At 39.3% G+C, this 20278-nt stretch carries 17 protein-coding genes; 4 read left to right on the forward strand and 13 right to left on the reverse strand.

Annotated elements, in window-relative coordinates; genetic code table 11:
• Entirely contained in the window at nt 1–651 is a 651-nt protein-coding gene (locus tag DCO56_RS22350; protein ID WP_181390655.1) for an ABC transporter ATP-binding protein, read from the reverse strand.
• Between the two features lie 172 nt (nt 652–823).
• Between DCO56_RS22350 and sucC the strand changes: the two genes are divergently transcribed.
• The 3 genes from sucC to DCO56_RS22365 all read left to right on the forward strand — a co-directional run bounded on the left by sucC (nt 824) and on the right by DCO56_RS22365 (nt 4496).
• Nucleotides 824–2017, forward strand: coding sequence for an ADP-forming succinate--CoA ligase subunit beta (sucC, locus tag DCO56_RS22355; RefSeq protein ID WP_108635949.1), 1194 nt, complete (start codon nt 824–826; stop codon nt 2015–2017).
• Between the two features lie 248 nt (nt 2018–2265).
• Nucleotides 2266–3711 carry an asparagine--tRNA ligase gene (gene asnS / locus DCO56_RS22360; RefSeq protein ID WP_108635950.1) on the forward strand — a complete coding sequence of 482 codons (1446 nt, stop codon included), beginning with the start codon at nt 2266–2268 and terminating at the stop codon, nt 3709–3711.
• A gap of 164 nt (nt 3712–3875) precedes the next feature.
• The gene (locus DCO56_RS22365) at nt 3876–4496 is read left to right on the forward strand and encodes an L-threonylcarbamoyladenylate synthase (RefSeq protein WP_108635951.1); all 621 of its coding nucleotides are present in this window, start codon (nt 3876–3878) and stop codon (nt 4494–4496) included.
• A gap of 895 nt (nt 4497–5391) precedes the next feature.
• Here DCO56_RS22365 and DCO56_RS22370 read toward each other — a convergent pair.
• From DCO56_RS22370 to tilS, 5 genes are all read right to left on the reverse strand, one after another.
• Nucleotides 5392–5721, reverse strand: coding sequence for a DciA family protein (locus DCO56_RS22370; RefSeq protein ID WP_108635952.1), 330 nt, complete (start codon nt 5719–5721; stop codon nt 5392–5394).
• Entirely contained in the window at nt 5714–6817 is a 1104-nt protein-coding gene (gene recF / locus DCO56_RS22375; protein ID WP_108635953.1) for a DNA replication/repair protein RecF, read from the reverse strand. Before recF ends, DCO56_RS22370 begins: the two co-directional genes overlap by 8 nt.
• Before the next feature lie 33 nt (nt 6818–6850).
• The gene (locus DCO56_RS22380) at nt 6851–7171 is read right to left on the reverse strand and encodes a DUF4834 family protein (protein ID WP_108635954.1); all 321 of its coding nucleotides are present in this window, start codon (nt 7169–7171) and stop codon (nt 6851–6853) included.
• A gap of 89 nt (nt 7172–7260) precedes the next feature.
• Entirely contained in the window at nt 7261–7755 is a 495-nt protein-coding gene (locus DCO56_RS22385; RefSeq protein ID WP_241254920.1) for a hypothetical protein, read from the reverse strand.
• A gap of 51 nt (nt 7756–7806) precedes the next feature.
• On the reverse strand, nt 7807–9138 hold the full coding sequence (gene tilS, locus DCO56_RS22390) for a tRNA lysidine(34) synthetase TilS (protein WP_108635955.1): 1332 nt from the start codon (nt 9136–9138) through the stop codon (nt 7807–7809).
• A gap of 99 nt (nt 9139–9237) precedes the next feature.
• On the opposite strand from tilS, the gene DCO56_RS22395 reads away from it, so the two are divergent.
• On the forward strand, nt 9238–11742 hold the full coding sequence (locus DCO56_RS22395; RefSeq protein ID WP_181390642.1) for an OstA-like protein: 2505 nt from the start codon (nt 9238–9240) through the stop codon (nt 11740–11742).
• A 102-nt stretch (nt 11743–11844) separates the two neighbouring features.
• Here the strand turns inward: DCO56_RS22395 and DCO56_RS22400 are convergent, their stop codons facing one another.
• The 7 genes from DCO56_RS22400 to DCO56_RS22430 all read right to left on the reverse strand — a co-directional run bounded on the left by DCO56_RS22400 (nt 11845) and on the right by DCO56_RS22430 (nt 19823).
• A complete protein-coding gene (locus tag DCO56_RS22400; protein WP_108635957.1) occupies nt 11845–12420 on the reverse strand; it encodes a non-canonical purine NTP diphosphatase in 576 nt (191 codons plus the stop codon).
• A gap of 85 nt (nt 12421–12505) precedes the next feature.
• A complete protein-coding gene (locus DCO56_RS22405; protein ID WP_108635958.1) occupies nt 12506–13153 on the reverse strand; it encodes a hypothetical protein in 648 nt (215 codons plus the stop codon).
• A 126-nt stretch (nt 13154–13279) separates the two neighbouring features.
• Complete coding sequence (locus DCO56_RS22410) at nt 13280–14260, reverse strand: deoxyhypusine synthase family protein (protein WP_108635959.1); 981 nt, start codon at nt 14258–14260, stop codon at nt 13280–13282.
• Between the two features lie 142 nt (nt 14261–14402).
• Nucleotides 14403–16625, reverse strand: a complete 2223-nt coding sequence (locus tag DCO56_RS22415) for an outer membrane beta-barrel protein (protein ID WP_108635960.1) — start codon at nt 16623–16625, stop codon at nt 14403–14405.
• Nucleotides 16626–16645: 20 nt separating this feature from the next.
• Nucleotides 16646–18121: an N-acetylmuramoyl-L-alanine amidase gene (locus DCO56_RS22420; RefSeq protein WP_181390643.1), complete on the reverse strand. Its 1476-nt coding sequence runs from the start codon at nt 18119–18121 to the stop codon at nt 16646–16648.
• Entirely contained in the window at nt 18114–18485 is a 372-nt protein-coding gene (locus tag DCO56_RS22425) for a BlaI/MecI/CopY family transcriptional regulator (protein WP_108635962.1), read from the reverse strand. Before DCO56_RS22425 ends, DCO56_RS22420 begins: the two co-directional genes overlap by 8 nt.
• Nucleotides 18486–18725: 240 nt before the next feature.
• Nucleotides 18726–19823, reverse strand: a complete 1098-nt coding sequence (locus DCO56_RS22430; RefSeq protein WP_108635963.1) for a mandelate racemase/muconate lactonizing enzyme family protein — start codon at nt 19821–19823, stop codon at nt 18726–18728.
• Nucleotides 19824–20278: the final 455 nt, after the last annotated feature.

Here is a 20278-nt window from a genome sequence, read left to right on the forward strand (position 1 = left end):
TTATACTACCAACCCATCCCGCATATGAATTGTCCGGTCTGAAATGCGGGCCAATTCTTCATTATGGGTTACAATGATAAATGTTTGTTGAAATTTAGTTCTAAGGTCAAAAAACAGCTGATGTAAGGCTGCGGCATTTTCTGAATCTAAGTTACCGGATGGCTCATCTGCCAAAATGATAGAAGGATCATTTATTAGGGCTCGGGCGACAGACACACGTTGTTGTTCCCCCCCGGACATCTCAGCAGGCTTATGGTCAATGCGATGAGAAACTCCAAGTAATTCCAATAATTCTTTTGCTTTCTTCTCCGCTTCGGCCCGCCCCTGCCCATGGATAAATGCAGGGATGCATACGTTTTCCAATGCCGTAAATTCAGGCAACAAGTGATGGAATTGAAAAACAAAACCGATATGTTCATTACGAAATGCACTCAGCTTTTTGGCATTCAGTTTATGGATATCAACACCATTAATAAATATCGAACCTTGATCAGGTTTGTCCAATGTTCCGATAATATGTAAAAGTGTACTCTTACCTGCTCCTGAAGCTCCAACAATACTCACGATTTCACCTTTTTCCACGCTTATGTCAACGCCTTTCAAGATGGGCAATGCCCCATAAGCTTTGTGAATTCCTTTGGCTTGTAACATCATAGGGCAAAGATAAATAAATTTACGATATCACGCCTTTGAATAAATAAGCAGTTATTTCTCTATTTCAGCCATTTTATTTTTCACAAATGTCAAAAAATAGATAAAAGAGCAATTTATCCCTTGTCTTATCCCTTAAAAAAACATATTTTTACGCCAAATATTTTTGCAAATGAACATTCACGAATATCAAGGAAAACAAATACTAAAGAGCTTTGGTGTGCGCGTACAGGAAGGTATCGTAGCAGATACTCCAGAGCAAGCTGTGGAAGCGGCTAAAAAAATGAAAGAAGACTACAATTCCGACTGGGTTGTTGTCAAAGCTCAAATTCACGCTGGTGGCCGTGGTAAAGGTGGTGGTGTCAAGTTAGCTAAGAACTTAGATGAAGTCAAACAAAGAGCAACTGACATCATTGGTATGCAATTAGTAACGCCTCAAACTGGACCTGAAGGTAAAAAAGTAAACAAAGTTTTGATCGCTCAAGACGTTTACTATCCAGGTGAAAGCGAAACAAAAGAATTCTACATGTCTGTCTTATTGGACCGTGCTACAGGACGTAACATCGTTATGTACTCTACAGAAGGTGGTATGGACATTGAAGAAGTTGCAGAAAAAACACCGCACTTGATTTTCAAAGAAGAAATCGATCCAAAAGTAGGTTTACAAGGATTCCAAGCACGTAAAATTGCTTTCAATCTAGGTCTTTCTGGTGCTGCGCACAAAGAAATGGTAAAATTTGTTGCTGCACTTTACAAAGCATATGATTCTACGGATTCTTCCATGTTCGAGATCAATCCAGTATTAAAAACTTCTGATGACAAGATTTTAGCTGTTGACGCTAAAGTAAATCTTGATGAGAACGCTTTATACCGTCATCCTGATTACGCTGCTATGCGCGATGTAACCGAAGAAGATCCTACAGAAGTTGAAGCTGGCGAATCAAACCTTAACTATGTTAAACTAGATGGTAACGTAGGTTGTATGGTAAACGGTGCTGGTCTTGCAATGGCAACGATGGATATCATCAAATTAGCTGGTGGTGAACCTGCAAACTTTTTAGATGTTGGTGGTACGGCAAATGCTGAAACGGTAAAAGCTGGTTTCAATATCATTTTGAAAGACCCGAATGTAAAAGCAATCTTGATCAATATCTTTGGTGGTATCGTTCGTTGTGACCGTGTTGCACAAGGGGTAATTGATGCTTACAGTGAAATTGGTAATATTCCTGTTCCTATCATCGTACGTCTTCAAGGTACAAATGCCGAAGAAGCGAAAAAATTAATCGATGAGTCAGGTCTGCAAGTTTATTCTGCAATCTTATTGAAAGAAGCTGCTGAATTAGTAACCAAAGTATTGAAAGGATAATTCCTTCGATCATCATAAAGCTTAAAAGCGGATCAACTGAGTTGATCCGCTTTTTTGTTCTAAATGCAGCCCCCTTTCTATTGGTTTTGATCCAAATATTCGTCCTGAAAAATTAGTTTTAAAAGCTTATTGATCCTTCATTCAGCGAATTAAATCAACATTGATACCCAATAAACCAACAGAATAGCTTATTTTTGTATTGCTTTTTAAACAAAGCATCTTTTACAAGTCATTCTCCAAAAATTAAAATGGAACACACAAGAATAAAGGAACTATTGAATGCCACAGAATTTGGCAAAGAGGTCGTTGTTAAAGGTTGGGTAAGAACTTTCCGTAACAATCAATTTATAGCAATTAATGACGGTTCGTCAATCAATAATATTCAAGCAGTAGTCGATTTTGAAAATACACCTGAAGATATCCTGAAGCGTATCACTACCGGAGCAGCAGTTCGTGTAAAAGGTCAATTGATAGAATCGCTAGGTAAGGGACAAAAAGTGGAAGTTAAAGCTACGGAGGTAAGCATTATTGGTGATTCAGATCCCGAAAAATACCCCTTACAACCGAAGAAGCACAGCTTGGAATTTCTACGTGAAATTGCGCACTTACGTTTCCGTACAGGAACATTCAATGCGGTATTTAAAGTACGCAATGCCTTGGCATTCGCTGTGCATAAATTTTTCCAGGAAAATGATTTTGTGTATATGCACACACCGATTATCACAGGTTCTGATGCAGAAGGTGCCGGTGAAATGTTTCAGGTGACTACCTTAGATCTAAAAAATCCACCGCGTAAAGAAAACGGAGAAATTGATTTTAAAGAGGATTTCTTTGGGAAATCGACAAACCTGACGGTATCTGGTCAATTAGAAGGTGAACTAGGCGCAATGGCCTTTGGAAACATCTATACTTTTGGACCAACATTTAGGGCTGAAAACTCAAATACAACGCGTCACTTGGCTGAATTCTGGATGATTGAACCGGAAATGGCTTTCTATGAACTGGAAGACAATATGGACCTCGCCGAAGCCTTGTTGAAATACGTAATAAAATACGCTTTAGAAACTTGTCCTGAAGAAATCGAGTTTTTGAAAAGCCGTTTATTAGAAGAAGAAAAATCAAAACCGGCAGCAGAACGTTCTGAACTAAATTTGGTTGAAAAGTTAAACTTCGTCTTAGCAAATGATTTCGAGCGTGTAACGTATACAGACGCTGTTGAGATACTAAAACGCAGTAAGCCAAACCAAAAGAAACAATTTAAGTATTTAATTGACGATTGGGGAGCTGACTTGCAATCTGAACACGAACGTTATTTGGTCGAGAAACACTTCAAGAAGCCTGTTATTTTGACTGATTACCCAAGAGAGATCAAGTCTTTCTACATGAAACAGAACGAGCCTGATGCGCAGGGGCGTAATACCGTACGTGCGATGGATATTCTTTTCCCGGGCATTGGTGAGATGGTCGGCGGCTCACAACGTGAGGAAAATCTAGACCGCCTATTGGCGCGTATGGCAGAAGTAGGCATACCAGCAGAAGAAATGGAATGGTTCTTGGATACCCGCCGTTTTGGTTCTGTACCACATTCAGGATTTGGTGTAGGTTTTGAGCGCTTGGTCTTGTTCACTACCGGAATGACCAATATCCGCGATGTAATACCATTCCCCCGTACTCCGAAAAACGCAGAATTTTAATATAAAGAACAACAGCCAAAACAAAATATTTTGGCTGTTGTTCTTTTAGAAAGATACGTATCTGAATAATAGTTTGCCCCCTTGAGATGGTAAGCACCCCGTTCAGGGGCTCGCAGATTAAAAGCTATGATTTTCATACGTCATAATAAATTACTATACGCAATATGCTTATCAAGATATATAACGACAATCCCAATCCAAAAGCCATTGCACAGGCTGTTGACATCCTTAAAAGAGGCGGAGTAATCATCTACCCCACCGATACTGTCTATGGTATCGGCTGTGATATTACACAACAAAAAGCAATAGAACGTGTCTGTGAAATTAGAGGATTAAAACCGGATAAAGCCAATCTATCCTTTATCTGTTATGACCTGACCGATATTTCGCAGTACACCAAGTCATTCGATACCACCGTATTCCGTGTCCTGAAGAAAGCGCTCCCGGGCCCCTTTACCTTTATTTTTAACGCAACAACAAAAGTTCCCAAGCTATTAAGTTCGAAAAAGAAGACCGTGGGTATTCGCGTGCCAGACAATAACATTGTTCGGGAAATTGTGAAACAATTGGGCAATCCGATTGTGACGACTTCCATTCACGATGAAGATGAAATAATCGAATATTCGACTGACCCCGAATTGATCTACGAGAAATATCAGGATCTTGTCGATGCTGTTATCGATGGCGGTTATGGAGACAATGTCGCTTCCACGGTAGTAGATCTGACAGAAGGAACCTTTGATGTTATCCGTGAAGGCAAAGGTGATCTGGAACAATACTTATAGTAGCCTCCACATTCCAGTATGGCAATCTAATCGACCAATAAACATGCGCCCAACAAATACCAGCCCTAACAGACTGTTGGTATTTTGTGCATAAGATTGACTCTTTGGTATTTCGCTTTAGACTTATCAACAAAAACAACCACTTATTAACATAAAGAATGTTAATAAGTGGAATACCTGTACCTACCCATCACTTGGGAATGTTAACAACTCAGCACTTACCAACATTAAAATGTGAATAACACAACAAAGCAAAATTAAAAATCACGGTAAAATGTGTAAAACTACGAGGTTATCCACACAAAAATGTTAACAACAGAGCTAAATGCATCGCTAAGCCAAAATTCATTGTGTATAACCATCCTATATTCACATCTCAATGTTGAAAGCTATACCCCAAGCCCCACTCGCTGCTTTATTGCCGTATCAAAGAGCTCAAATCCTTGCCTGATGGTCAATAACTACAGGCTCCTGTTCAAAACTTCTAATCGTCAGAGGGTTTATGTGCTCACTCGCATCGCATAGGCAATCATGCAAACTGAAATAAATGTCATTAGATTTACGATATAAAAACAAGTCTATGCCTTTCCTTTTATTGGTATTGAAGGCCTTGTGATAAAAGTTCAAGCGTTACACAGATCACAAAGCACGAGACATGTCAGTGGAGATACAATAAAACTACTTCCGTTTCCATCTGTTGATAATCTGATTTTGATAAACGGTACTTACGACAAGCACTGATGTATTGAAAATCCTATATAGAAGGAACATCAAAAATAAAAGATTGAGATAGTCACCCCGCTTGAATTCGACGTGTTCAAAACGTGCAAACAGCTTTGTCCGTGCGGTTTCAGGGAGATGAAATAGGTTGGCTAAATTTAGCTACGAATAGAGGCTACAAAATCACGACCTCTTCGATAATGACATGTCCGACATACTCATTTACCCTTCCTAGGATCTGACGGCGCATTAATGCCAGTTCATTTTTAATCACGGCAGACTCTACGCGTACAAACAACTTTTTGTCACGCACATACAGCTGCTGCGTGCGATTGGCAATTGCATTTCCAATCAATTGAGGCCATACCGAAGCGATTGAGGTCTCATCAAATTTTCGGCGTAGTTTATACGCTTCGAGGAGACGCTCTACCCCCTGCTTAATGGTCATGTCATCGCTTGACCGAATAAATTCCAGGCTCTTTTTCGTTGGTTGTTTCTTATACATTCACTTGTCCTCCTTCGATTCCAAATATACGAACAGGGCGATTGATTTCGTCAAAGATTCGTTGAATTCTTTTTGAGTCCGTATCCGTTAGAAAAATCTGACCAAAATCATCATCAGAGACCATCTGCATCAATTTATGCGTACGGCGATCGTCCAGTTTATCAAAGATGTCATCCAAGAGAAGTAAGGGTTTAAATCCTTTTTTTTGCTGTAAATAGGAATATTGAGCAAGTTTTAACGCAATGAGAAATGATTTTTGTTGTCCTTGGGAGCCAAACTTTTTCAGCGGCATTCCGCCATGGATAGTAAATATCAGATCATCTTTATGAATCCCCTGACTAGTACGTTCCAAAATACGGTCACGCTCAAGGTTTTTCGCTAGAATATTCAGGAAAGAATCCGACATTAGGGGGGACTCATATTGCAGCTGGACAGACTCCGCATCTTCGGTCAAAAATTCATAATGTCGGTCAAACTCAGGTTGAAACTCTTCCATAAATGATCTTCTCTTGGCAAAGATAATATTGCCGACTTCCTCAAGTTGAAAGTTAAGAATTTCGATTAATCCCAAATCCAGCACACTGGTTTGACGGGCCTGTTTGAGCAGGCTATTTCGTTGGGCTAAGAACTTATTATAGATAATTAGCGTATCCAGATACTTATTGTCCGTTTGGGAAATCACATTATCCACAAACTTTCGACGTTCCTCGCTCCCATCCGTAATGATGATACTATCATTTGGCGAAATCATAACCAAAGGAAAAAGTCCAATATGATCGGCCAGTCGAGGATAATCTTTTTTGTTCTTTTTAAACTGCTTTTTTTGATTCTTTTTTAGGCTGCAGGAAATAACATCACTATTCGATTCTTTATCAAATTCACCTTGGACCATGAACCAATCATTACCGGATTTGATATGTTGCGAATCTATAGGATTAAAATAGCTTTTACAAAGTGATAAGTAGTGGATTGCATCCAAAAGATTGGTTTTGCCAACACCATTATTCCCTGTAAAAGCATTTACTTCAGGGAGAAATTCCAAAGAAGATTCCGAGTAATTCTTGAAATTTAGAACAGAAAGTTGCTTGAGCCACATAGCACAAAGATACGCTATTTGGGCCGCTAATAATTATTTTATTTCCTCAAAATCGACAAACTCACCAGCCGTTTCCGTCCCTTTGCGCTCGGGAGTTTCCTTGGGTGGAATATAATCAACTTTAATTTTGCCTTCAGGCTGAGATCTTTTATTTTCTTGCTGACGCTGACCGGTAAATTCATAATGGAAAGTACCACCTTGCCCCTGGCCGCTATATGCTCCCCCCTGTTCCTGCGCTTTTTTCATCAACTTTTCAGCTGCCTTGCGCATCGCAAACGGTAATAATAATTTGAATAAGAATCTTATTACAAAGTAAACAGCGAATGTAATAAGTATAAATTTTAAAAATGCCATAGTTAATTCGTTGCTATTTTCTCAAATTTAACCAATAACTCCATAAACTGTTGTCTTTAAAATGTCAGATAAGAAATTATTAACAATTTTTAAGACTTCGCCAGTTTCCCTTTTGTCTCCATGATTGTACGGTAAAGCTCCTCTTGTCGCTGGGTTCCCAACACGTAGGTCAATCCATCTTTATCCGTTAGGAAGACCGCATTTTTACCCCCTGCAAAAAACTTAATCTTCCCTTTGGAATGCAGGTTATAAACAGGGTTATTAAAAAAAAATGTGCTATATGGTCCCTTTTCAACTTTCGAAATAGAAGCCAAATCTATTTTCACCACCCGGGTGGACCAGAGACCACTGATCAGGATATGATCCTGGAATACTTCTATGCGAAACAAGACCATATACATCATAACAATGGATGTAATGATGATCCCCACTCCGACAATGAAAAACAATTGACTGGAAATCAAATGGTCCAAATTCAGATAAAATGCGGTAAAACAAAATAACACAAGTACCAAACGTACGCTTATCCAAACACGGTCACGTCCTAAATATTGATTTTCCGAATAGAATACACCTTCTTTCATTTCTTTTTTTATAATAGGGCACAGAGACAATTTTCCCTTGCTCCTTAATCCTTAACCACATTTACAGACTAAAGTAAGGACTTTTTTTGTATTGCTGGTAATCTTATAGCGATTATCCATGCGATATTTGGCAAGCCAAAGAATATCGCCATTTCCGTTCACCAGAATAGGAATATTTTCCTTTTCAAATAAACTGATTTTCTTATTGATGAAAAAATCACTCAGCTTTTTTCGCCCATCCATGCCCAAAGGATAGAAGCTATCTCCGATCTTCCATGAACGGATTGTCAATGGAAAGACAAGCAGATCATAATCGAATTTTGCAATCTCCCTACTCGTGTTAATCGTAAGTTCTGTAGAGATCCCTGCATGGAAACAATATTGTTTCCATTCCACCGTCGATGTTTCAGAGGTAATGATCGCCTCGTCCGACGATATAAACTCCTTCTCTTTGATAAAAAGTTCATTTCTATCCAAAAGCATATGATAGCAATCCGATTGAAAGATACGCCCTGATTCCCGTCCCCAAGCTTGCTGTAAATCACTTAACACAGCTTTAGAAAAATTAAAACCGGAAAACAACTCGTACAATAAGGGCAAATTGTTCAAATGTTCTTCCAGATCTTCTTTGCGCACTACCCAACCATCACCTGTAGACCGAAAAAGTTTATTCCGGATCGGTTCGACAAATTGCTGTAGCAATTGATAAGATTCCTTAAAGTGTGTAATATTCTGTTCAAAAATCTGCTCAAAATCAGGTTGTAGCTTTTTGAAATGCGGAATGATATCGATTCTTATCTTATTGCGCGCATACTTTGTCGAAAAGTTAGATTGGTCATCCCGATAAGCAATACTATATTCCTGAACGTAATATTCGATTTCACTTGCTTTAAGGAATAAAAGCGGCCGAATGATGCGACCTCTTACAGGCAAGATGCCCTGAAGTCCTTGCAGACCAGTTCCACGTGAAAGATTTAACAAGACGGTTTCAATGTGATCATTGAGGTGTTGAGCGACAGCAATTCGGTCAAACTGAAGTTGCTCACGAAGTTGTTCAAACCAGCGATAACGAAGTTCGCGCGCAGCCATCTGAATGGAAATTTGATTTTCCTTGGCATAGGTCTTGGTATCAAACTGGTTGACAAATATTGGAATTCCATTATCAGCAGCAAATTTTCGAACCAAAGCTTCGTCCAGTTCGGAGTCCTCTCCACGCAACTGGAAGTTACAGTGCGCAATAGCGATATTAAAGCCGGCTTTTGCGAATAAATGTGCCATCAGCATCGAATCTTTCCCCCCACTTACCGTAAGCAATATTTTGTCATGAGGCATCATTAAATGCTCCTTTTCAATATATCCCTTTAATCTTTCCAGCACATTCATACAACAAAGTTACGGTATATTTTGGCTGAATGATAAATTCACATCTTAAAATTTGTGAAATCCAATAAAGTAGCAATTAAAATCCATATTTTTGCCCTTGTGAGACAATACATTTTTACCCTGATTGTATTAATTTTAACTGGCTTGACGGTGCAAGCCCAGAAACAGGACGAATTAAAATTACTTTCTTCGTCGCATATTATTACTGGAAAAAACGGCAACGTCGTTTTCTACCGTCCCGTATATGAACATGTTGGTTCGACCTTATCCTCTGACAGTGGGTATTTACATAATGATAAACTGGGTCGACAATTCTTCGAGGCCTATGGAAATGTAATCATCACCCAACCTGATGGCACACAGATATTTTCCAATAAGCTGCATTATGAAGCAGCCATGCAATTAGCGACATTAACCGGAGCAGTGCGTATGGTCAGTACCAGCGGATCAATATTGACCACCGATCATCTTGTTTATAATATGCGTAGTAAAATTGGAAATTACTATAGCGGTGGACGTATTCTCTCCGGAAGTGACACGATCACCAGCCAGCGCGCAACCTATTTCGAAAATACCGGCGAATCTTATTTTAACCAAAAAGTTGTTGTCCGATCGACGAATGTAAAAGTCTATACAGACTCCATGAAATACAATGGCAACACCCGAATAACGGATTTCTACGGCCCTACAAATATGAAAGGGAATAAAGGCGAAAATCTGTATACGGAAAAAGGCCGTTATCATATGGCCACCGGTCAGGCCTATTTTTCTAAGAACAACCTTTATACAGAAGGCACCAAATTCCTAAAAGGAGATAGTCTTTTCTACGATAGACAAGTCGGCATCGGTAAAGCCGTGAAAAATGTTGTCTTTGTGGACACATTGGACAAATTCTATGCATATGGTGGATATGGACTCTATAATGGAAAAAATGAATCCATCACGATGACAGACAGACCCTTGGTGGTTTCCGTGGTAAAAAAGGATTCGACCAAAAAAGATTCTGTCTCCTCGTTCTCACCTGTACAGAAAAAGTCTGAAAAGGAACTGAAAAAAGAAGCAAAGGAATTAAAGAAAGCTGAAAAAGAAGACCAGAAAGACAAGGAAAAAAATAACAAAGCAGCGCTTGTTACCGATAAGGACCCTAAGAAGACCGTAGCGGAAAATAAGAATTTCATCGGCAAGGATGAGAAACTAAAAGAAAATTCCGAGATGGACTCTGTTTTTATGACTGCCGACACCCTATTCTCACAGATGATCTTCCGGCGAGATTATATCGCACGGGATTTTAAATTAGATCGAGAAGGGGGAGCCATTGAAGAAGACAATGAGGTCGATTATGGTGATACAGATTCTACGTCCACCGATATAGATTCAACCAATGATTTACGACAAGCAGCCGATAGCTTAAAAAAAGGTATAGACAGCCTACATAAGAAGGAAATCAAACAACCCACCCTTGGCAAGGAAATCAAAAAATCAGCAGATACTACTGTCACTAAAAGGCAGAATATTGCGAAGAAACAACCGGTGATCGTAGGTGATCAAAATCGGATTGAGATTGAAAAAAATCTGAAAGCCGATAGTGTATTACGCAAAAAAGCAATCATCCCGAAAGGCGGGGAATCGGATCAGATTATGGGTGCCGCATTGAAAAATGCGCAAGGCGGGAAAAAAGATTCTTTGGCTCAGGATACCGCAAAAACGAGAATTCTGAAAGCCTACTATAATGCCCGATTATTCAAATCCGATCTGCAGGCGGTTGCCGATTCCATGTATTATGGTATGCAGGATTCGATGTTTAGGTTGATGGGAAAACCGATGATGTGGGCTGAGAATTCGCAGATATCCGGCGATACAATCTTCTTGCAGGTCAAAAATCAAAAACTGGACAATTCCCTTTTAGTCGGAAATGCATTTATGGTCAATGCCACAAGCGATTCATTAAAATTCAATCAGATCAAAGGAAGAAAAATTACCAGTTTCTTTACCAATAACCGGATGGAACGCCTCTTTGTGGATGGAAATGCTGAAAACATCTTCTATAATATTGACGAGAAAACGAATGTAACCACAGAACTCGTTCATGACCGAAGCAGCCGTTTCAAAATTCTGATGGAGGACAATAAACTCAAAGAATACGTTTCTATCCGAAAAGTTGATGGCAAGGTCTATCCGATAGCAGAGGTTACCGCAGACAAAGAGTTTCTGCCAAACTTTACATGGCGTCCTGAGGACCGTCCTAAATCGAAAGCGGATCTATTAAATAGAAAACGTAACCTTTCCAAGTCATCTTTCACGGCTCCGACAGAAAAGGAAACGGAGGAAAATGGGAAAATGAAATCCAAGCCTAAAGAGGATAAGCAGGGCCAGGAGAAGAAAGGGAATGACACGAAAGCCGGAGCAAAAGCTGTTTCGAATAAAACCAGCAGTACGCCTAAAGCAACAAGCCCCGAAGCAACAACGGCTAAGCCACAAGTAAAAAAAGACATTACGCCAACAACTGATAAAACAGCTGTAAAACGGGATTCAACGAATTTAAAACCGTTGACAGGAACAGCTCTAGATAGTACCCAAACGTCCAAAAAGAAAGAGGCGAAATAGACCATATAAAAAGATAAACACAAACGGGGCAAAATAAATATTTTGCCCCGTTTGTGTTTACCGTAAAGGATAAAGTTTATCAACTAAAATTGCACCTAAGCATTATTTTGTTTTTAGATATTCAGCAAGCTTGCCGACAGCAATCGCACGATGACTGATCGCGTTTTTTTCTTGGGCGCTCATCTCAGCAAAAGTTGTGTTGTAGCCATCAGGGATAAAAATCGGATCATAACCGAATCCATCCACTCCCCTACGCTCTTTAATGATTTGGCCTTCGATACTTCCCTCAAAAAAATGCTGTTGTTCATTCAGGTATAACGAAATAACGGTTTTGAATCTAGCCGTACGGTTTGGATTATCGCCTAATTTTTCCAGCACAAGATCAATATTCTTTTCCATATCCCTAGAGCCCGAATAACGTGCCGAATACACTCCCGGTTCACCATTTAAGGCATCTATTTCCAGGCCCGAGTCATCACCAAAACAGTAAAGCCCATATTTGTTGACCAAATAGTCCGTTTTTTGCTGTGCATTTTCTTCAAATGTTACCCCGGTTTCCGGTATATCATCCTGACAGTCAATATCGTTTAAACTTTTAATAACAAAAGCATCTCCCACTATTGCCTGAACTTCGTTCAATTTATGGGCATTATTCGTTGCAAATACAAGTTCTAGCATCTTCTTCAATTTTATATTGCCAAAAGTAAAAAATCTTATTTAGAAAGGTGGCAAGCATTCTGATTGGCTATATAGCTTTTTGAAATCAAGAAGCTATAAATGTTTTAAACTCGTTCCAGAACAGTTTCTTTTTATTGACATCGGCAAACATCTCCTCAAAGCTGAAGGTATTGAACACCGTCGCTATGCGCCCTTTCATATAAGAATTGTGTTCGATCGGAGGAAGCTTTAAGGATGCGGGCTCCACACCCAATAAGATAATCTTTGTAGGTTCAAAAAAAGCCATAATCCGCTTAAAATCGTTGGGATTATGTGCATTGGCTAAATTAACCACCGCCACAGTTTCCTTCGTTAACTTTAAAGCACCAATCGTTTTTTCAAATGCTTCACCTGCTGCTGGAGAAAAATAAGGATATGCTACATAACGCAGAATAAAAAGTATCCCCTGATCTTTGTTGCCCTGATAAATAAATTCTCCGCCAAACACCTCCAGTGCATTGCCACTACCCTTTTGATCTTTTCCGCTCCCTAGCGTACTCGATTCAATGTTTTTGTCTGAAATAACTGGCGTAGCGAGTTGATCAACCGAGGGAATTCCAACAGCAACATATTCCGTATCCTTTGCTTTGGCTACAGCTTCCGGTTCCGACCGGAAGTCATACCCATTAGAAAAAATAGTTTCATCCATTAAGGCTTGAAGGGCTACCGGATTATCTGTTGTTAAATTGCTCATCGTCTGAAAAAGAAATAGTGGAAAGTAAAGATAAACAAGAAAAGAATAAAAGAAAAGGAGCGAGGAATAAAGAACTTGCCTGAGCCAAATTCTTTGTTCCTCACTCCCCTTTCTCTATAAAAAAGATTAATGCCCTAAGATATAAGAGAAAATCAAAGGCGCTACGATTGTCGCGTCAGATTCTACAATAAATTTAGGTGTATCAATATCCAATTTACCCCAAGTGATTTTTTCATTTGGAACCGCTCCGGAGTAAGAACCATAAGAAGTCGTTGAATCAGAAATTTGACAGAAATAAGCCCAGAAAGGTACTTCTTCCCACTCCAAATCTTGATACATCATCGGAACGACACAGATCGGGAAATCACCGGAAATACCACCGGCAATCTGGAAGAAACCAACACCTTTACCTGCAGAATTATTACGGTACCATTCCGTCAAATAAATCATGTACTCAATACCCGATTTAACAGTGCTCGCTTTCAATTTACCCTTGATCACATTTGACGCGAAGATATTACCTGTAGTCGAATCTTCCCATCCCGGACATACAATAGGCAAATTTTTCTCAGCAGCAGCAACAATCCATGAATCTTTTGGGTCAATTTCATAGTATTGCTCCAATACACCAGAATTAACGACCTGATACAAAAACTCATGTGGCAAGTAACGCTCACCTTTCGCTTCAGCAGCATGCCACACATCTTCAAGATGTTTCTGCAAGCGACGGAAAGCCTCTTCTTCCGGAATACAAGTATCTGTTACACGGTTGTAGTGATTATTCAATAATTCTCTTTCTTGTTCCGCTGTCAAATCTCTATAATTCGGAATTCTTTTGTAATGTGAGTGAGCAACTAAGTTCATCACATCTTCCTCCAAATTAGCCCCAGTACAAGAAATAAAGTGTACTTTATCTTGACGGATCATTTCTGCCAAAGAAACACCCAATTCAGCAGTAGACATTGCGCCTCCTAGGGAGATCAACATTTTTCCACCATCCAAAAGATGTTCCTCGTAACCTTTTGCAGCATCTACTAATGCCGCTGCGTTAAAGTGACGGTAATTATGCTCAATAAATTGAGAAATAGGTCCTTTTTGAGTACTCATGATATTTTCTAACTTTTATAAAATAATAAGTACCGCAAAGGTACTGAATATTATCTATTTTAGGCTTCCTCTCCCACCAAAACAGCTATTGGCTGCTTATTTTTTAACAAATGTAAAAAGAATGCCAGCACCATAAATAGAATTACATTCTTGAAACTTCCGTTTCGAGTGACGTTTTCTGAGCTTTTTGTTTTTGATAGAGCCCAAATGTATAATTGAAATTTAAACCAACAATTTGTGAATCATTTATGGTTTTAGAACGGATGTTGAATCGATCTCCAACTATTTCACGTTTGATCACATTTGTATGAAATAAATCCCGTATCGTTAAAGCCAGACTGAGGTTATTGGAAAACTGTTTATTGATCGCCAGGTGCATCTGGTACAGTGGTTTAATAACTGTTTGTGCATAAAGCACATTTGTCCGATACGAATTGGTCCAATTTATTGTCAATTTATGCGGTAGCTTTACCTGTATCATCAAATTACTTTGAAAAGACCAAAGATTTCGATCAATCGATAGGTCATTTAGCTCATCAGGTGTGTTTTTATAGTGGATATATTGAATCTGACCAAAACCGTACAGTGTTAAGCTTTTAAAAATTTCTTGGCCCACATTCAAGGAAATAGCAGTACTCCGAACAGCCTCAATATTTTGATAAGTCTGGGCATAATTCTTTCCATTAAGCTGATGGATCATGGATATATAATCTCGATGGTTAAGGAAAGTTACACCGATATTCCAACGCTGGCCATGCACATATTTTAACTCCATATTATCGGTCAGTTGTGGCACCAAATGAGCATTGCCCTGGTAGCTCGTATTAGCATCAAAAAAAAATATTGCAGGATTCAGATCCTGATAGTTGGGACGTACGATCCTTCGTCCGTAAGCAATTTGTATGGCTTTGTTATTTTCTTTGTTGATTTTGTAAATGCCAAATAAAGTAGGAAAAAGATATAAAGTTTGTTTACGCTTGCCCAATTCGGCATATACATCATTAATTTCGTTATGAAATTGCGAATATTCAGTTCTTAAGCCCAATTTAAATTCCCACTGTTTTAATTTTATTTGAAAATCTGTATATATCGCTTCCAGATACTCTACTTGTCTAAATGCGCTTTCAAGTGCGTCTGCATCCCGCAGATCTTGGTCAGTTTTCCCCTTTTTATAATATCCACGTGAGCTACGTGCCGATCGGCTTAGCTGGAACCCCGCTTCTAGCTCAAACCGTTCTTCAAATTTTCGCTGGAAATCGGTCTTAATTCCAAAAAGATCAACAACAAAAGGATTGTTGGAATATAACAACTGCTCATCTTTACGCTGATGCGCAGCTCTCTGCATGATCATTGTTGTTAAATCTTGCCACCTATTACTTGTATAATTTAGGTAATCGACATCCCATTGAATGGTTGTCTTTTTGTTTTCAGCGGCATAATCGTAGTGTAGGTTAGCACTATTTTTATGAATAGGATTGCGCAGGTTACTCCATGATGACGTGGATTGAAATAAGTCACCTGCGTTGGAAAAACTGGTCTGATAAACCCCTAATTCCTTATAGTTACTTTGAAGAAAATTCCAGTTCAATTCGATCGAAGAATTCTTGCTTATCCGATATTCAAGTCCGATTCGTGCATTCATTTCCAGTGCATGATTACGCTCTTGGTTGTGCTGAGCAATTGTATTGATCTCATTGTCCTCGGCTACCAACTGACGTTCGCGAGCAACATCGAAATAATTGGAAGACCGTGCAATAGAAAACCCCGAGTTGATGGTCCATTTTTTCGTGCCATATTGGATCAGCATACCATTGTTGTATTTCCACAGCTGGCCCTTTGATCCTCCCAAAAATACAGTTCCTTTCAACCCTTTTAATACATCCCTTTTTGTTCTAATATCAATTACTCCAGCATAGCCTTCAGCACTCCATTTTGCTGGCGGTATCGACATTAAATCAATGTTAGCGACTGATGTCGCCGGTATAGATTTCAGATAACTTATCAATGCTATCCCATTGAGATGAGTTTGTTTACCATCTACAGTAACTAGCACACCCATTTTGCCTAAGAAAGATAGATTCCCTAATTCATCGATCTGTAAACTCGGAATATTATTCAATACATCAAATGTATTCCCATTTAATAAAACAGGATTGCTTCTAAGGTTGATCCGTACACGATCTAGAAGTTGCTGTTTAAGTACTGTGTTTCTCTTTACTTCAACCGTATCTATTTTTTGTGGCTCCAGACCAAGTGGTTTCAATATGACACTATCCCGCGATTGTACCGTTTTCTTCGGCTTTACCTGTGCCAATAAAAGGCACGGCAAGCCCAGGGATAGCCATAATAGTATCCTAAATCTCATGCTGTTTTATCCATTAAAATTTATTGATCGAAGCTTTGATCTATTGCATTGGCTAATTTTTGGACAAAATAAAGTTTTACATTTTTATCTATCGCATTGATATTGTCCAGATCAAGTAAGAGTGCAGGTATTTTTGCATTACGTAGAACAGCGTGTTTCGTACTAACCTGAGGCCTGCTTACCTGCAATCCATTTTGTTGAAATTTCTGATCTAGGCTAAATGCAAACCTATGATTATGCTGTTCAAGCACATTATTAGTAACCCCTGATTGGTACAAAATCCGAATCGGGAGCATCTCTTTTGTTTCTATGCGATCAAAATGAATGGAAAGAAATAAATCCCCTTCCAAATTGGATCGTTCCTTCAACGTTTTAAACTCGTCACCTGCACGCGATAGTAACACTTTATATCCTTTACGCTCTAATTCCTGCTTCAAAAGCAAACAAGTCTCCCAAGTCAACGACTTTTCCGTCAATCCAGAAAAGGCTGTGGCTCCCACATCTTTTCCTCCATGTCCTGGATCTAAGACAATAGTTTTTATAACTCCTCCTTTTTCGGAATGAAAAATGGAGTACCACGAGCTCCGCGGTGGATTGATAAACGAATAAAACAATAGTAAAAAACATAAGACCGGAACAGCCAATATGTATTTCCATTTTGATCGGGCAGAAGATGGTTTAGACATCATTACCTGGACACGTTCTACCAGCTCATGCTGGTTATTAAACAAACTGCTCTGTAATCCGATCGGCTTTTCTTCCTGCGAAAAGGCAAGCAAAAAGCGAGCATAGCCGCTTTTCCCGTAGGTATCAGCCAAAATACGATCGACTTGATATTCATGAGTCAGGTACAGTTGCCCACGCAGCCAATAAATTAGTGGGTTCAACCAAAAAAGGCAACGAAAAAATTCGATAACCCATTTATCCAGACGATGCTTGAATAAAATATGTTGGCTCTCATGTTCAAAAATTAACTGCCCTGCCGCCGTATCGAGCAACTGCTCCTCCATAACGATAACGTGTTGTACAGAACAGTTTATATATTGATCAAATGGATCTACGATGATAAATCCCCTATATTCACGCGGGTGCAACTGTCTAATTCTCCTACGTAATGTATTGTAGCGCACGATACAACGAAGTAACAGCAAGACTGTACCGAGTAGATAGAGATAAGCAATCCAATGACCAAGCGAAATTGAGCTCCACAGCGAATCGGCCATTTCTACTTCCGTGAATAGATCTCCGCCTGCTTGTAAGGTGTTTAATACTTGCCCGACCTCAGCAACTTCTGGGGCTGTAGTTACCGACGAAAAGAATAATTCCGCTATGCGAAATTTACCAAATGGCAATAGCAAGCTCAACAAACAGATTCCGATCAAATAATAACGGTTCCATTGAAAAAAAGAAAGACCTTTGATCACCAGAAAATAAAGGGCCGCTCCCAGCATTAGACTACAATTGACCTCAAACAGATAATAAAGTATATTATTCATGATCTTCATTCTTTTTGATGAGTTCTTCAATCTTCTGTATATCTTCAGCCGAAAGTTTCTTCTCCTTTACCATAAAAGACAGGAGGTTTTCGACGGAATCGTCGAAGTAGTTATCCAGTACCCTCGAAAATGAAAATTTTCTATATTGCATTTTCGAAATCAATGGATAGTATTGATAAGTCTTTCCAAAAGCCTTATAACCTACATAACCTTTCTTTTCCAGTATTCTAACAATCGAGGAGACTGTATTGTAAGGGATTGAATTGGTGGGATCCAAGTACTCTATGACATCTTTGACAAAGACCTCCTTTAGATGCCAGATTACTTGCATGACTTCTTCTTCTTTTTTTGTTAGTTCTTCCATAACATAAAGATGAAACTTATTTTTCAGTTATACAACTTATTTTTCAGTTTTTAAACTGGAAAATAAGTTGTATAATGAATTTCAATAAAAAAAGAATACCTAGAGGTTTATTTTTACTTCTTTAATAATCTCGAAAAAAAGAAATATGCAGCCATTAAGAAAATGATAATAACAATAAGGACGACAATCTCCTGAGCGCCTATCCCCCAGTTCATACTATTCATATCTTCCGTATATAAGTTAAATCACCCATTTTTCACAGCCATCCAGAAATGCCTGGTCTATATCTGCGCCAATCCCCGGTTCGTCCGATATATGGATTTTGTACCCGTCATATTGAATCCCACCGATGACCGGATCCTCTAGGTGCCCAACCATGCAAGTATCTAAATCAAAGAATTTGACATTGGGAGCCGCATAGGCGAAATGGACTTTAGCGGCTAATGCTAAACGAGACTCCAACATCCCCCCGATCATACAGTTAATACCATATTCCGCAGCAACGTTATTAATTCTCAAAGCTTCTTGGATCCCCCCTGATTTCGAAAACTTAATATTGATGTAATCACAGGCATCTGCTTTACAAAGTCGTTCCGCATCATGATGCGAATAGACCGACTCATCAGCCATAATTGGGACGATCGTCTCTGTGCGCAATTGAGGTAACAGTTCATCATTCCAGGTCCGCATAGGCTGCTCACAAAATTGAATTTTAAACGGTTCTAAGCCCTGTAAGGCTTCCACTGCCTCTTCGTAGGACCAGCCTTGGTTTGCATCAATCCGAATAGGCATCTCAAATCCGACCGCTTTACGAATTTCACGAATACGAGCCACGTCTGTTTTCGGATCCTTTCCCAGTTTGACCTTCAACATAACTGCCCCCTCATCCTGCAGACGCTTAGCTTTCATTGCCATCTCCTCCGGAGACGCTATACCCAGCGTTATATCCGTGGTTATCTCCCTTGTGGTTCCTTTTAAAAATTGATAAAGAGGTAAACCAGCATGTTTGGCTGCCAAGTCATGCAATGCGACATCAAAAGCAGATTTGATCGTTCGATTTCCTGCAATATACAAATCCAGTTCAGCCAGTCGTTCGGCGATGGCCAGCGGATCCTTTCCTTTCCAGATCTTAGCAAAATCACGTGCCAAAACCAGACAGGTATCCTGTGTTTCTCCCACGATCATGGGGAACGCAGAGCATTCACCGACACCGTAGATTCCAGTATCGGTATGTACACGTATAAAAGTATTCTGAGCATAATCCATGGTTCCGGTCGCAATAACAAATGGTTCCATCGGAATGCTGAGCCGGTATATCTCAATTTCAGTTATTTTCATGTCAGAAAGTTAATGAAAATTAAGATAAAAGTTGCTATCAAAAATTAGTAAAAGCAGCTTATCATATCTGTCTATATTGTTAAAAAGACACATCAACCTCTCCCAAAAACAAACAGCAGATTGTGCTGAATAACTAGCAGCTCGGCCTTCAAAACTGTCCGGGTCGCTAGATCGTACTGAACGCAACCATCTGAACATGTGGCCAACCTCAAAGCCAAGCTCCTCTAATACTCTGCCATACACATCGGTTTTTCTTCGATGGCATTGATTTCCGCTAAATCAAAATAGGTCGATACCAGATTATTGAGTACTTTAAGTTCCTTCTACGCGCAGATAGTTCTTGGGGATCAACCCTATACACAATTCTATCCATTGAGTTTCGTGTTCAGTCTTTCTAATACCCCAATATTTAACCAATTATAGAAAAACTTCATATCCAAATCCGTATTTTCGTA

The organism is Sphingobacterium athyrii (assembly GCF_003071065.1).
Taxonomy (GTDB): domain Bacteria; phylum Bacteroidota; class Bacteroidia; order Sphingobacteriales; family Sphingobacteriaceae; genus Sphingobacterium; species Sphingobacterium athyrii.

Coding starts and splice junctions, on each gene's coding strand:
- DCO56_RS22350 (WP_181390655.1), bottom strand. CDS start 651: ATGTTACAAGCCAAAGGAATTCACAAAGCTTATGGGGCATTGCCCATC.
- sucC (WP_108635949.1), top strand. CDS start 824: ATGAACATTCACGAATATCAAGGAAAACAAATACTAAAGAGCTTTGGT.
- asnS (WP_108635950.1), top strand. CDS start 2,266: ATGGAACACACAAGAATAAAGGAACTATTGAATGCCACAGAATTTGGC.
- DCO56_RS22365 (WP_108635951.1), top strand. CDS start 3,876: ATGCTTATCAAGATATATAACGACAATCCCAATCCAAAAGCCATTGCA.
- DCO56_RS22370 (WP_108635952.1), bottom strand. CDS start 5,721: ATGTATAAGAAACAACCAACGAAAAAGAGCCTGGAATTTATTCGGTCA.
- recF (WP_108635953.1), bottom strand. CDS start 6,817: ATGTGGCTCAAGCAACTTTCTGTTCTAAATTTCAAGAATTACTCGGAA.
- DCO56_RS22380 (WP_108635954.1), bottom strand. CDS start 7,171: ATGGCATTTTTAAAATTTATACTTATTACATTCGCTGTTTACTTTGTA.
- DCO56_RS22385 (WP_241254920.1), bottom strand. CDS start 7,755: ATGAAAGAAGGTGTATTCTATTCGGAAAATCAATATTTAGGACGTGAC.
- tilS (WP_108635955.1), bottom strand. CDS start 9,138: ATGAATGTGCTGGAAAGATTAAAGGGATATATTGAAAAGGAGCATTTA.
- DCO56_RS22400 (WP_108635957.1), bottom strand. CDS start 12,420: ATGCTAGAACTTGTATTTGCAACGAATAATGCCCATAAATTGAACGAA.
- DCO56_RS22405 (WP_108635958.1), bottom strand. CDS start 13,153: ATGAGCAATTTAACAACAGATAATCCGGTAGCCCTTCAAGCCTTAATG.
- DCO56_RS22410 (WP_108635959.1), bottom strand. CDS start 14,260: ATGAGTACTCAAAAAGGACCTATTTCTCAATTTATTGAGCATAATTAC.
- DCO56_RS22415 (WP_108635960.1), bottom strand. CDS start 16,625: ATGAGATTTAGGATACTATTATGGCTATCCCTGGGCTTGCCGTGCCTT.
- DCO56_RS22420 (WP_181390643.1), bottom strand. CDS start 18,121: ATGAATAATATACTTTATTATCTGTTTGAGGTCAATTGTAGTCTAATG.
- DCO56_RS22425 (WP_108635962.1), bottom strand. CDS start 18,485: ATGGAAGAACTAACAAAAAAAGAAGAAGAAGTCATGCAAGTAATCTGG.
- DCO56_RS22430 (WP_108635963.1), bottom strand. CDS start 19,823: ATGAAAATAACTGAAATTGAGATATACCGGCTCAGCATTCCGATGGAA.